Here is a 13,063-nt window from a genome sequence, read left to right as displayed (position 1 = left end):
GCACTTTCTGTGGTCAGAGTAATACGTTTTTTTGCCGGCCCGATCCTTGCCGGTCTGGCCGTGGGGCTTGCCGTACTATGGTGGTATGAGTGGGGTCCCAGTGCCCAGCCCGCGCGCAACGACACCGGCGTGGCAAGTTACGCCGGCGCGGTCAATCATGCTGCACCGGCGGTGGTGAATATCTACACCACCCAGATCGTTACCAATGATGATGATGCAGAAGCCCCGCTGTTCAACCGTTTCATGGAACAACCCCGCCGTGAACGGGCCCTGAGCAGCCTTGGCTCCGGCGTGATCGTGGACGACGAGGGCTACATCCTCACCAGCTACCACGTGATTCGCAATGCAGATGAAATCCTGGTGGCCCTGCGTGACGGCCGCGACAGCCCGGCCCGCGTAGTCGGTACTGATCCGGAAACTGACCTGGCACTACTGCACATTGCCCTGGAAGACCTGCCTGAGGTGGACCTGAGTGGTAATGGCCCGGTGCAAGTAGGCGACGTTGTGCTTGCCATCGGCAATCCGCTGGGCGTGGGGCAAACCGTGTCCATGGGGATTGTCAGCGCCACCGGCCGCAGCCACCTGGGCATTGCCACCTTCGAGAACTTTATCCAGACCGATGCCGCAATCAACCGCGGCAACTCCGGTGGCGCCCTGATCGACACAAATGGCCACTTGATCGGCATCAATACCGCCATCCTCTCCGCCGACGGCAGCTGGCAGGGCATCGGTTTCGCCACCCCGGCTTCCATCGCCAGCGAGGTGATGACGGACCTGATTGAGCATGGCCGGGTAATTCGCGGCTATCTGGGCGTCACGGTTCAGGACATGACCCCTTCCCTCGCGGAAACCTTCGGTATCGACGAGGTGCGTGGCGGCGTGGTCACCGCGGTGGTCGTGGACAGCCCGGCCCACAAGGGCGGCCTGCAACCCGGCGATGTACTGGTGGGCGTCAACGGTGACGTCATGAAGGATGGCTACGAAGCCATGAATCGCATTGCGGGCATGAAGCCGGATCAGCAGGTGACACTGAACATCATCCGCAACCGCCAGCCCATGAACGTGGACGTCGTCATCGGCACCCGCCCTCCGGCGGAAGCGGAATAGGAGACGCTACACGCAACACGCAGCATGCAACACGCCTGAAGCAAAAAGGCCCGCCCGGTAAACCGGGCGGGCCTTTTTGCATCGATAAAACACTCGAGGCTTGAATGGCACTGGCGTGTTGCTTGTTGCGTGAAGCGTGCCGCGTCTCTCTGTGGGAGCCTGCCTGCAGGCGATCCGAGCCTGGGCGAGGTAAGGATTCCAGAGGCGCATCTCAAAGATCAAAACCCAAACCACTGTCAATGATTCTGGTTTTGCCTTTCGAAACTCGTTACTCGCGACTAGAAACTGATCACCTCGCCAAGGCTCCAGAGCCCTATTACAGCAACGTATCCAGCGTCTCGATCAATGCCTGGTTCTGCTCAGGAGTGCCAACGGTAATGCGCAGGTAATCCGCAATCCGCTCGGGCTTGCCGAAGTGGCGAACGATGACGCCCTGCTCCCGCAGACCTTTGGCCAGGCTCTCCCCACTGTGTTGCGGATGGCGGGTAAACAGGAAGTTTGCCGCAGACGGCAAGCTCTCGAAGCCACGTTTATCCAGCTCACCATCAAGCCAGTCACGCTGGCTGATCACCAGCTCGCAGCCTTTATCGAACCATTCCCTGTCCTCAAACGCGGCCGCGCCGGCAGCAATGGCGATACGGTCCAGGGGGTAGGAGTTGAAGCTGTCCTTGATACGGTTCAGGCCATCAATCAATGCCGCATCGCCCACCGCCAGACCGATACGCAACCCCGCCAGGGAACGGGATTTGGACAGGGTCTGGGTAACCAGCAAATTCGGATACCGATTAATCAGGCTGATGGCGCTTTCGCCACCGAAATCAATATAGGCTTCATCTACCACTACCAACGACTCGGTATTGGCCTGCAGCAATCGCTCGATCTCGCTCAGTGGCAGCAGACGCCCGGTGGGCGCATTGGGGTTGGGGAAGATGATCCCGCCATTGGGCTTGAGGTAATCATCCACCGCAATGGCCAGTTCGCCATCCAGGGGCACAGCTTCATAGTCGATCTGGTACAGACCGCAGTAGACCTTGTAGAAGCTGTAAGTGATATCCGGAAACAGCAGCGGTTTGTCCTGCTTGAAGAATCCCAGGAACAAATGTGCCAGCACTTCATCGGAACCGTTGCCCACAAAAACCTGATCGCGCTGGACACCGTAGTAGGACGCAATGGCCTCCTTGAGCTGACTGCTGTCAGGATCCGGATACAGACGCAGACGCTCATCCGCTTCTCCGCGGATCACCTCCAGTACTTTCGGTGACGGACCCAGTGGATGCTCGTTGGTGTTCAGTTTCACCAGCTTGCTCATCTTCGGCTGCTCACCCGGTACATAGGGCTCCAGCTGATGAACAAAATCACTCCAGTATTTGCTCATAATGTCTCCGCCTGAGGCCTGACGCCGGACGCCGGACACACACCTCCACGTCAGGCGTTTGGCGTCTGGCTTCTAGCGTTTGATTCGGTATTCCGCACTGCGGGCGTGGGCGGTAAGGCTCTCGCCGCGGGCCAGCGGGGAAGCAATCGCAGCCAGGGTGCTGGCACCCTCCGGTGAGCAGCCAATCAGGGAGCTGCGCTTCTGAAAATCATAGACCCCCAGCGGTGAAGAGAACCGTGCTGTGGCGCTGGTGGGCAGAACGTGATTGGGGCCGGCGCAGTAGTCACCCAGCGCTTCCGGGGTATGACGCCCCAGGAAGATGGCGCCGGCGTGACGAATCTTTTTCGCCCAGGTTTCCGCATCGTCGATGGACAACTCCAGGTGCTCGGAGGCAATGGTGTTGGCGATCTCGATGGCCTCGTCCAGATCCTTCACCTGAATCAGGGCACCGCGGTTTTTCATGGAAGTGCGGATGATGGTTTCCCGCTCCAGGGTCACCGCCAGCTTCTCCATGGATACCTCAACCTGCTTGAGGTATCCCGCATCCGGACACAACAGGATCGCCTGGGCTTCCTCATCGTGTTCCGCCTGGGAGAACAGATCCATGGCAATCCAGTCAGGATCGGTCTTGCCGTCACACACCACCAGAATCTCGGATGGCCCGGCAATCATATCGATGCCCACTTTGCCGAACACCTGACGCTTGGCCTCGGCCACATAGATATTGCCCGGGCCGACAATCTTGTCCACCGCCGGAACGGTTTCAGTGCCATAGGCCAATGCCGCCACGGCCTGGGCACCGCCCACAGAAATGAAGCGATCCACGCCCGCAATGGCGGCCGCCGCCAGCACCATGTCATTGAGCTCGCCGCCTGGAGCAGGAGACACCATGATGATTTCGGCAACGCCCGCCACCTTGGCAGGCAATGCATTCATCAACACCGAGCTGGGATACGCGGCCTTGCCTCCGGGCACATAGATACCGGCACGATCCAGCGGCGTGACCTGCTGTCCGAGCAGGGTGCCGTCCGCCTCACGGTAACTCCAGGAATCCTGTTTCTGTTTTTTGTGGTAACTGCGCACGCGCTCGGCGGCAGCTTCCAGCGCTTCACGCTGTTCAGCGGGAATGCGCGCCAGCGCCGCCTGCAACTGCTCCGGCCCTACCACCAGCGCCGCTGCAGCAGACACCTCACGGCGATCAAATTTGGCCGTGTACTCCACCAGCGCCTCATCACCGCGACGGGCTACATCGCGCACGATGCCATGGACCCGCTCAGCCACTTCCGCATCGCGCTCTTCGGACCAGGCGGTCAGAGCGGCCAGCTGCGCATCGAAGTCAGCGTCTTGAGTGTTGAGCCAGGTGGTTTCCATGCTGGGGTACCGTTTAAAAGTCAGAATCTATTTTTACCACAGAGGGCACAGAGTTCACTGAGGGAAAGACAGGACATTTTCTATCACCGGGATCAGCAGAAACTCTCGCCCCACTCAATCGGGGAAGGGATTAACGCCGTGGTCTCTGTGACCCCTGTGGTAAAAAGCACTTTTCGTCTTTCCGCAATTACTCTTTACGCGCCGCCACGGCCTCGGCCAGCTTGTCCAAGATCGCCTGGATGTCCCCGTGACGGGTTTTCATGCTGGCGCGATTGACGATCACGCGGGTGGAGATATGGGCGATCAGCTCGGTGGGCTCCAGGCCATTGGCGCGCAGGGTATTGCCGGTATCGACGATATCGACAATGCGGTCAGCCAGGCCCACCAGCGGCGCCAGCTCCATGGCACCGTATAGCTTGATCACTTCCGCCTGCTTGCCCTGCTCGGCAAAGTAGGCCTTGGCCACATTGACGAACTTGGTGGCTACACGCAGGCGCCCGCCCACTTCAGGTGCGTCATTCACTGCCGCCACCATCAACTTGCAACGGGCGATGTTCAGGTCCAGCGGCTCGAATACGCCATCGGCGCCATGCTCCATGAGCACATCCTTGCCGGCCACGCCTATGTCCGCCGCACCGTGCTGCACATAGGGCGGCACGTCGGTGGCACGAATAATGATGATCTTCACATCATCCCGGGTGGTGTCGAAGATCAGCTTGCGCGAGGCGGACGGATCTTCCAGCAGTTCAATCCCGGCAGCCTTGAGCAGCGGCAGGGTTTCCTTGAGGATGCGGCCCTTTGACAGGGCAATGGTCAACGGTTTGCTCATCAGTATTCCGTTATCGGGGCACGCGACGGATCACCGCGCCCAGCGATTGCAGTTTCTCTTCGATACATTCGTAGCCGCGATCAATGTGATAGATGCGGTCCACGGTGGTTTCCCCCTCCGCCGCCAGGGCTGCGATCACCAGGGAAGCAGAAGCACGCAGGTCCGTGGCCATCACCGGCGCGCCGGTAAGCTGCTCGACACCTCGACAGATCGCGGTATTGCCCTGCACTTCAATATCCGAGCCCATGCGATTCATTTCCTGAACGTGCATGAAACGGTTTTCGAAAACGGTTTCAACAATGGTCCCGGTACCCTCGGCAATCAGGTTCAGGGCCATGAACTGGGCCTGCATGTCCGTTGGCATGGCCGGATACGGCGCCGTTCGCAGGGACACGGCTTTGGGACGACGCCCTTCCATGTCCAGCTCGATCCAGTCGTCGCCGGTGGTGATTTTGGCACCGGCTTCCTGCAATTTCTGCAGCACCGCATCAAGGATACCGGGCACGGTGTCCTTGGTCTTGATACGGCCACCGGTGATGGCAGCCGCAATCAGGTAGGTCCCGGTCTCGATCCGATCGGCAATCACCTGGTGGTGACATCCGCCCAGTTTTTCCACCCCTTCGATGGTGATGGTATCGGTACCAGCGCCGCTGATCTTGCCACCCATGGCATTGATGAAGTTGGCCAGATCCACCACTTCCGGTTCACGGGCAGCGTTTTCCAGGTAGGTGGTGCCTTCGGCCAGTGCCGCGGCCATCATCAGGTTCTCAGTACCGGTCACAGTCACTGTATCCATGACGATGCGCGCGCCTTTCAGACGCCCTTCCACGGAGGCATGTACGTAACCGTTGGCCACCTCGATCTGGGCACCCATGGCTTCCAGGCCACTGAGATGGATGTCCACCGGACGCGAGCCGATGGCACAGCCACCCGGCAGGGACACGGTAGCCTTGCCGAAATGTGCCACCATGGGGCCCAGCACCAGAATGGAGGCACGCATGGTCTTCACCAACTCATAAGGCGCCACCAGCTCCTTGATGGTGCTGGCATTCACCTCCACCCGCATGCGGTCATCAATCACCACTTCCACGCCCATACGGCCCAGCAGCTCAATCAGAGTGGTCACATCCTGAAGATGCGGCAGGTTGCCCACGGTGACCGGCTCACTGGCCAGCAGGGTGGCGGCCAGAATCGGCAGGGCGGCGTTCTTGGCGCCGGAAATGCGGATCTCGCCGTCCAGACGGCGGCCACCGGTGATGATCAATTTATCCATGAACTGTCTCTAGGCTTGTCTTGAAAGGCCCGGCGTGAAACTCAGGCCAGCCCCATCTTCTGGGCTTTTTCCCACTCGGCGGGAGTAAAGGTGATGATCTGCACCGCGTGGATGGTGTTGCTCTGGATCTGCTCGTTGATGGTGGCATAGACCAGCTGCTGCTTCTTCACCGGCATCAGACCCGCAAAAGCCTCTGACACCACGCGAATCTGGAAACGGTCACCGCCACCTTCCACGGCCACATCGGCATCGTCAAAGCCGGCTTCCACCAGCGCTTTTACCTCTTCCGGATTCATCTTGGCTCCTTATCGGGGGGCTTTTGCAGAAATTCTGGCCCCAAACAGCGCAGGAGCGGACCGCAAGTCCGCTCCATCTCAGGGGCGCAATAATACGCGAGCCGCCGCAGCCTTGCCACGGCACCCTATTCAAGAAATCATCATGCGTCAGCGGCGGCCTTGTTGCCCTCACCGCCAGCTTCACCCTCTTCCTCATCATCAAGGCCGGTATCGATCTTGGCGTCAGCGGTCCAGTTGTCGATCACCTGGTCCATATTGCCGTACTGCTCCATCCCCTGGGCAAACTGGCTCTTGAAGGTGTCCGCCAGGTCCAGACCATTGACGTAAACGTTGATGACCTTCCACTGGTCGTTGCGGGAATACAAGGTATAGAAGATGGGGATGGTCTTGCCGGTATTGGTCTGGATCTCCATGCGCACCCGTGCATAGTCACCCCGCAGATCCTCATCCTGCATGGGCAGGGTGTTGATCTGCTGTCCCTCATACAGCGTGATGCCGGACGCATAAGTGTTGATCAGACTGTTCTTGAACACATCCAGGAAGCGGTATTTCTGCTCCTTGCTGGAGGGCCCGAAGTAGTCCCCCATGACCATTCGGGTAATCCGCTTGAAATCCACCAGGTCCACCAATTCCTCACGAACCAGCTCCCGGGCTTGCTCCGGGTCGGCCTTCAACTGCTCCCGGTCGGCATCAATGCGCGCGGTCATGCGCTCTACCGCATCGACCACTACCTGGCGAGGATCACTCTGGGCCTGGGCGAGTGCCGCCATCAACATCAGAATCAGCGCCACAGCCTTGGTAAAATAGTGTTGTTTTTGCATCCAGTCTCTCCCTGTCGTCATCGGGCGGTTTTACGGGGTTCAGCCGCCCCTGTCCAGAACCTGTATGAAGTATTGGAGTCACAACCGGGTAGAACAGTTCCGAAAGAACGCTTTTCGGCTCAACCCGGAGCGGTTTTGGCGTGTATAATCGCCGCAATTACAGGGAGATTGCATGAGTCACGACCATATCCGTGTCGGTAAACGGGTCCTGGATATCGAGGCCCGCGCCGTCAGTGCGCTGAAAGAAAGCCTGGACGACCAGTTTTCCCAGGCCTGCGAACAGATGCTCAAAGCCAGCGGCCGCGTCATTGTGACCGGCATGGGCAAAAGTGGCCACGTGGGCAACAAGCTGGCAGCCACACTTGCCAGCACCGGCACCCCGTCCTTTTTTGTCCACCCCGGCGAAGCCTCCCATGGCGATCTGGGCATGATCACCAGCGATGACGTGGTGCTGGCCCTGTCCAACTCCGGAGAAACCGCCGAAGTGCTGGCGATCCTGCCGGTGATCAAGCGCAAGGGCACCGTGCTGATCGGCATGACCGGACGCCCCGGGTCCACTCTGGCGCAGCTCTCCGACGTGCATCTCACTGTGGCAGTCTCGGAAGAGGCCTGTCCGCATAATCTCGCCCCTACCTCCTCCACCACCGCGGCCCTGGCCATGGGCGATGCCCTGGCCATTGCCCTGCTGGAAGCCCGCGGCTTCACCGCCGAAGACTTTGCCCTCAGCCACCCCGGCGGCAGCCTGGGCCGGCGCCTGCTATTGAAGGTGGATGACATCATGCACGCTGGAGAGGCGCTTCCTGCGGTGACCACCGAGACCAGTGTCAGCGATGCGCTGCTGGAAATGACCCGTAAGGGACTGGGCATGACTGCGGTCACTGCCGCTGACGGCACCCTGGCCGGAATCTTCACCGATGGCGACCTGCGCCGGCTTCTGGATCGCGATCTGGATATCCGCACTGCCAGCATCGCCGAGGTAATGGTCAGCAACCCGATCACCATCGCCACCGGCCATCTGGCCGCCGAGGCGCTACAGATCATGGAAAGCCGCAAGATCAACGGGCTGGTAGTACTGGATAGTGAGCACAAGCCGGTGGGCGCGTTCAACATGCAGGATCTGCTGCGCGCGGGGGTGGTGTAATGCAGATTTCCGCAGTGGACGCCCAGAACCTGCGCCTGATGGCCTTCGATGTGGACGGCGTGATGACCGACGGGCAGATTTATTTCAGCCCGCAAGGGGAAACGATCAAGGTATTCCACACCCTGGACGGCCACGGACTGAAAAAGCTTGCCGCCAGCGGAGTCACCCTGGCCATCATCACCGGCCGCAACACCCCCATGGTAGCAAAACGCGCCGCAGACCTTGGCATCCAGCATGTGATACAGGGCCGCGAAGACAAGGGCGTAGCACTGGCCGATCTGGCCGACCAGCTGGGCATTGCCGCCAGCCAAACTGGCTATGCTGGTGATGACGAGCCTGACGTGAGCGCCCTGGAATGGGCCCAACTCAGCTTCGCCCCCGCCAACGCCCATGACTCCGCAAAACAGGCAGCGGATCACCACACCCTGCGCAGCGGCGGTGCCGGTGCAGTGCGGGAAATCTGCGACGCCATCCTGGCCCAGAGGGGTAACCCATGAAGCGTCAGGGCCTGCTGAGCGCCACCGGCATACTGCTGCTGGGACTGGTGGTATTGATGACCTTGCACGAGTGGGATACCAGCCTGCCCGGCGAGGACCAGGCGGTGCTGACCGCGCCCGCCATCATCGCCAGGCAGATTTCCGCCCGGGCGTTCAACGAGGAAGACGGCTCCCTCCAGTATCATCTGATCGCAGACAATCTGCTCCAGTATGATCACAACCCGCTCACGGAGATGGCCCGTCCGCGGCTGGCCATGGCCAACGAGCAAGGCACCTGGACCATCAGCAGTGACAACGGGACCGTGCAGGACAACGGCAAACTGATCGTTTTTTCCGGTAGCGTGGAGGCACGCAACCCCGACCAGAAAATCGAACTGGACACCGACGAATTGCGTTTTGACAGCGATACCAATATCGCCACCAGTCCTGCTGACGCCACCCTGCGGTTTGAAAGTGGCGAAACCCGCGCCGGCTCGCTGGAGGCGGATCTCGACAAGGGGATATTATCCCTCGATCAAGGAGTGAAGAGTGAATTCAATGCCCCGGCATCGTAAGGCTCTGGGTGCCTGCCTGACCCTGTTCGCCAGCCTTGCCTGCGCCGCCCCGGTGGAAGGTCCCATTTCAGTATCCGCAGACAGCGGCCGCTTCGAACAGGAAGCCGGCACTGGCGTTTACAGCGGCAACGTGGAGCTACTGCAGGGCAACCGCACCATGAAAGCGGAAAAGATGTCCCTGTTCACCAGTAATGGTGAACTGACCCGGGTGGAAGCAGCCGGCAACCCGGTTCAGCTGTCTGAAGGCAAAGATCTGGAAGCCCATGCCAACAACCTGGTTTACGACATCAAGGCACGCACCCTGGTACTGACCGGCGATGCCTTCATTCGCCACAAGGGCAACACCTTCGAAGGCGCCAAGGTAGAATACAGCCTGGACTCCAAGCGCGTAGACGCCAGCAGCGAAGGCGACCAGCGGGTACGGCTGGTGATTCCCGCTGAGAATCAGATCCCCGGCAATGAACAGCAAGACAACCCAGATGCGGAGCCCACCACCCCATGACGCACCTACGCGCCCATCACCTGGCCAAGAGCTATAAAGGCCGCCGGGTGATCGAAGATGTTTCCCTGGACGTGGATTCCGGGCAGATCGTTGGCTTGCTGGGCCCGAACGGTGCCGGCAAGACCACCTGTTTCTACATGATTGTCGGGCTGGTGGAGGCCGATGCTGGCCGGATCGAGATCAACGAGAACGACATCACCCACTTGCCCATGCATGGCCGCGCCAAGCGCGGCATCGGCTATCTGCCCCAGGAAGCCAGCATCTTCCGCCGCCTGACCGTGGAAGAGAACATCATGGCGATCCTGGAAACCCGCAAGGAACTCAGCAAGCAGGAACGCCACGAGCGCATGGAAAGCCTGCTCAAGGAGTTCCACATCACCCACATTCGTGATTCGCTGGGCATGAGCCTTTCCGGCGGTGAGCGCCGCCGCGCCGAAATCGCCCGCGGGCTGGCCACAGATCCGGATTTCATTCTGCTGGACGAGCCCTTCGCCGGGGTCGATCCGATCTCCGTGAATGACATCAAGGGCATCATCCGCCACCTCAAAGAGCGCGGCATCGGCGTCCTGATCACCGACCACAATGTGCGTGAAACCCTGGACATCTGCGACACCGCCTATATCGTCAGCGCGGGCCACATCATCGCCTCCGGCGACGCCGACACCATTCTCTCCAATCAGCAGGTGCGGGATGTGTATCTGGGAGCGGATTTCAGACTGTAAGTTAGTGAACAGCGGGGCGAGCCAGGCCTTGAAGGTATTGAAACGCCCGAAGCCGCGCCAGAGCCATGGCGCGGGCAGCAGGGCCCCAAACCCACCCTTGCTACAACCGCGCGCTGTTAACTGTTAACTATTCACTGTTAACTGCCTCTACCACACCTTTCCCGCTGGCACAATTATTGCTAGATCAAGTTTGAAGCTGTTATTCTCGGGTTTTTGGGGACCACACCAAACCTGAGCAGTATGAAGCCCACACTACAACTACAAATCGGCCAGCAGCTGACCATGACACCGCAGCTGCAGCAGGCCATTCGCCTTCTTCAGCTGTCCACCCTGGATCTTCGTCAGGAGATTCAACAGGCCGTGGAAAGTAATCCCCTGCTCGAACTGGCTGACGATTTTGGTGACGATTCCCTCCCCGAGATTGACGAAGAACGTCAGGATGAGGAACTGAGCACTGAACGCGACGACGCCCTCGAGGAGTTTGTCGACGGCGACCCGGGCATCGAAACCGAGTGGGATGATGTCTATTCAGGGCAAAGCAGCAGCACCGCCGCCTTGCCCGACGATGCCGACGAGTGGCAGCAGCGCCATGCGGTGTCCGGCAATCTGCAGGACCACTTGCTGTGGCAACTCAATTTGACGCCCATGAGCGACGTGGATCGTCTGATCGCCATGGCTATCATCGAATCAGTGGATGACCGCGGCTACATGACCACCAGCATCGACGACATTGTCGAGATGGTGAACCGCCAGGACGACCTGCTCACCGAAGGGGACGTACTGGAAGCCGATGAAGTACTCGCCGTTCAGCATCGCCTGCAGCAATTCGATCCACTGGGTGTGGCCAGCCTCAATCTGGCCGACTGCCTGGGCGTTCAGCTGCGCCAGCTATCCGCTGACACCCCGCACCTGGTTCTGGCACAGGCCCTGCTTGAGCACCTCGACCTGCTGGAAAAGCACGATTACGCCGCCCTGCGCCGAGTATTGCAGACCAGCGAACAGGAACTGCTGGATGCACTCTCCCTGATCCGCACCCTGGATCCGGCCCCCGGCGAACAGATCGGCGAAAGCCAGGTGGATTATGCCGTGCCCGACGTGATCGTGCGGCAGCACAATGGTCGCTGGCAGGTCAGCCTCAATGACGACATTCTGCCCCGGGTCAACCTGCAGCATCAGTACGCCAGCCTGGCCAAGCAGACCTCCGGTGAGGATGGTCAGTACCTGAAAAACTGTGTGCAGGAAGCCAAGTGGTTCATCAAGAGCCTGCAAAGCCGCCATGACACTCTGCTCAAGGTAGCGACACGCATCGTGGAAGTGCAACAGGATTTCTTCGATTACGGCGAAGAAGCCATGAAGCCGCTGGTACTGGCGGACATTGCTGACGCCGTCGAGATGCATGAATCGACCATCAGTCGGGTCACCAACCAGAAGTACATGATGACACCCCTCGGCGTCTTTGAGCTGAAATATTTCTTTTCCAGTCACGTGGGAACGGACGGTGGTGGCGAGTGTTCCTCCACTGCTATTCGTGCCATTATTAAGAAGCTGGTCGCTGCCGAGAATCCCCGTAAGCCGCTCAGTGACAACAAACTGGCAAGCTTGCTCAACGAGCAGGGAATCAACGTAGCGCGCCGGACCGTTGCCAAGTATCGTGAGGCAATGAGAATACCGTCATCCAGTGCTCGCAAGCGTTTGGTGTAGAGCACCAGTGACGGCCCAATAAGCAGGTAAAGGAGCCAGCCATGCAAATTAATATCAGCGGTCATCACCTGGAAGTTACCGATGCTCTTCGCACCTATGTGGGCGACAAATTTTCTCGTCTCGAGCGTCACTTCGACCAGATCACCAGTATCCAGGTCATCCTTTCTCCGGAACCGAAGACCCACAAGGCAGAATCCACTATCCACATTTCCGGGGCCGACCTGTTTGCCACCGCTGAAGCCGATGACATGTACGCGGCTATCGACAAACTGACCGACAAACTCGATCGTCAGATTCTCAAACACAAGGAAAAGGCCGTCAGCCACAAGCACGGTCACTAAACCGAAGCGACAATTATGCGAGTTCGCGAAATACTCACCGAAGCACGTACCCATAGCGGGGTACAGGCCAGCAGCAAGAAACAGCTGCTGGACCAGGTTGCACAGCTGGCCGCGGCCAGCTGTGACACCCTCAATGAGCAGGAGGTATTCGATGCCCTGGTAGCCCGGGAAAAACTGGGCTCCACCGGCATCGGTGAAGGCATTGCCATTCCTCATTGCCGTCTGGGGCACTGCCAGCAACCGGTGGGACTACTGCTCAAGCTGGACACGCCGATCGATTTCGATGCGGTGGACGGGCGCCCGGTGGACCTGGTTTTCGTACTGCTGGTCCCCCAGGAGAATCCGGAACAGCATCTCAAGACACTGAGCCACCTGGCCACCCTGTTCAACGACGATGACTATCGCAATGAACTGCGCAGCAGCCAGGACAACCACAAGCTTTATCAAACCGCCGTAGAATCCGAGGCCGAACTCAGACTGGCATCATGACATCACGAGCTGCCCAGCCTCGCTGCCATCAACCGAATGCTTTG

Annotated in this window: 15 protein-coding genes; 9 read left to right on the top strand and 6 right to left on the bottom strand. The window is 59.4% G+C overall.

Annotated elements, in window-relative coordinates:
- Positions 1-9 precede the first annotated feature (9 nt).
- Positions 10-1,107 carry a trypsin-like peptidase domain-containing protein gene (locus MWU49_RS14880; protein WP_246973832.1) on the top strand — a complete coding sequence of 366 codons (1,098 nt, stop codon included), beginning with the start codon at positions 10-12 and terminating at the stop codon, positions 1,105-1,107.
- Positions 1,108-1,423: 316 nt separating this feature from the next.
- On the opposite strand, the gene hisC is transcribed toward MWU49_RS14880, so the two are convergent.
- The 6 genes from hisC to MWU49_RS14850 form a co-directional block, all read right to left on the bottom strand.
- Complete coding sequence (gene hisC, locus MWU49_RS14875; protein ID WP_246973831.1) at positions 1,424-2,482, bottom strand: histidinol-phosphate transaminase; 1,059 nt, start codon at positions 2,480-2,482, stop codon at positions 1,424-1,426.
- Positions 2,483-2,554: 72 nt separating this feature from the next.
- Complete coding sequence (hisD, locus tag MWU49_RS14870) at positions 2,555-3,853, bottom strand: histidinol dehydrogenase (protein WP_246973830.1); 1,299 nt, start codon at positions 3,851-3,853, stop codon at positions 2,555-2,557.
- A gap of 187 nt (positions 3,854-4,040) precedes the next feature.
- The gene (gene hisG, locus MWU49_RS14865) at positions 4,041-4,682 is read right to left on the bottom strand and encodes an ATP phosphoribosyltransferase (RefSeq protein WP_246973827.1); all 642 of its coding nucleotides are present in this window, start codon (positions 4,680-4,682) and stop codon (positions 4,041-4,043) included.
- Positions 4,683-4,692: 10 nt separating this feature from the next.
- On the bottom strand, positions 4,693-5,955 hold the full coding sequence (gene murA / locus MWU49_RS14860; RefSeq protein ID WP_246973825.1) for a UDP-N-acetylglucosamine 1-carboxyvinyltransferase: 1,263 nt from the start codon (positions 5,953-5,955) through the stop codon (positions 4,693-4,695).
- Between the two features lie 41 nt (positions 5,956-5,996).
- Positions 5,997-6,251 (bottom strand): BolA/IbaG family iron-sulfur metabolism protein, encoded by a 255-nt coding sequence (locus tag MWU49_RS14855; protein ID WP_246973823.1) that lies wholly within the window; start codon positions 6,249-6,251, stop codon positions 5,997-5,999.
- Between the two features lie 140 nt (positions 6,252-6,391).
- Complete coding sequence (locus MWU49_RS14850) at positions 6,392-7,072, bottom strand: ABC transporter substrate-binding protein (protein WP_246973821.1); 681 nt, start codon at positions 7,070-7,072, stop codon at positions 6,392-6,394.
- Positions 7,073-7,244: 172 nt separating this feature from the next.
- Here MWU49_RS14850 and MWU49_RS14845 point away from each other — a divergent pair, with 172 nt between their 5' ends.
- The 8 genes from MWU49_RS14845 to ptsN all read left to right on the top strand — a co-directional run bounded on the left by MWU49_RS14845 (position 7,245) and on the right by ptsN (position 13,019).
- Positions 7,245-8,213 (top strand): KpsF/GutQ family sugar-phosphate isomerase, encoded by a 969-nt coding sequence (locus tag MWU49_RS14845; protein ID WP_246973820.1) that lies wholly within the window; start codon positions 7,245-7,247, stop codon positions 8,211-8,213.
- Complete coding sequence (locus MWU49_RS14840; RefSeq protein ID WP_246973819.1) at positions 8,213-8,710, top strand: HAD hydrolase family protein; 498 nt, start codon at positions 8,213-8,215, stop codon at positions 8,708-8,710. The genes MWU49_RS14845 and MWU49_RS14840 overlap by 1 nt, the downstream gene beginning before the upstream one ends.
- On the top strand, positions 8,707-9,264 hold the full coding sequence (gene lptC / locus MWU49_RS14835; protein ID WP_246973818.1) for an LPS export ABC transporter periplasmic protein LptC: 558 nt from the start codon (positions 8,707-8,709) through the stop codon (positions 9,262-9,264). Before MWU49_RS14840 ends, lptC begins: the two co-directional genes overlap by 4 nt.
- Positions 9,248-9,766, top strand: a complete 519-nt coding sequence (gene lptA, locus MWU49_RS14830) for a lipopolysaccharide transport periplasmic protein LptA (RefSeq protein ID WP_246973970.1) — start codon at positions 9,248-9,250, stop codon at positions 9,764-9,766. Before lptC ends, lptA begins: the two co-directional genes overlap by 17 nt.
- On the top strand, positions 9,763-10,488 hold the full coding sequence (gene lptB / locus MWU49_RS14825) for an LPS export ABC transporter ATP-binding protein (RefSeq protein WP_246973817.1): 726 nt from the start codon (positions 9,763-9,765) through the stop codon (positions 10,486-10,488). Before lptA ends, lptB begins: the two co-directional genes overlap by 4 nt.
- Before the next feature lie 240 nt (positions 10,489-10,728).
- The gene (locus MWU49_RS14820) at positions 10,729-12,189 is read left to right on the top strand and encodes an RNA polymerase factor sigma-54 (protein WP_246973816.1); all 1,461 of its coding nucleotides are present in this window, start codon (positions 10,729-10,731) and stop codon (positions 12,187-12,189) included.
- Between the two features lie 41 nt (positions 12,190-12,230).
- A complete protein-coding gene (gene raiA / locus MWU49_RS14815) occupies positions 12,231-12,530 on the top strand; it encodes a ribosome-associated translation inhibitor RaiA (RefSeq protein ID WP_035231672.1) in 300 nt (99 codons plus the stop codon).
- A 15-nt stretch (positions 12,531-12,545) separates the two neighbouring features.
- Positions 12,546-13,019, top strand: coding sequence for a PTS IIA-like nitrogen regulatory protein PtsN (gene ptsN / locus MWU49_RS14810; protein WP_246973815.1), 474 nt, complete (start codon positions 12,546-12,548; stop codon positions 13,017-13,019).
- Positions 13,020-13,063: the final 44 nt, after the last annotated feature.

The sequence above is a fragment of the Alcanivorax sp. S6407 genome, assembly GCF_023016115.1.
Classification (GTDB): Bacteria; Pseudomonadota; Gammaproteobacteria; order Pseudomonadales; family Alcanivoracaceae; genus Alcanivorax.
The sequence above is the reverse complement of the archived record's forward strand: the minus strand, read 5'-3'. Positions and strand labels throughout refer to the sequence as shown.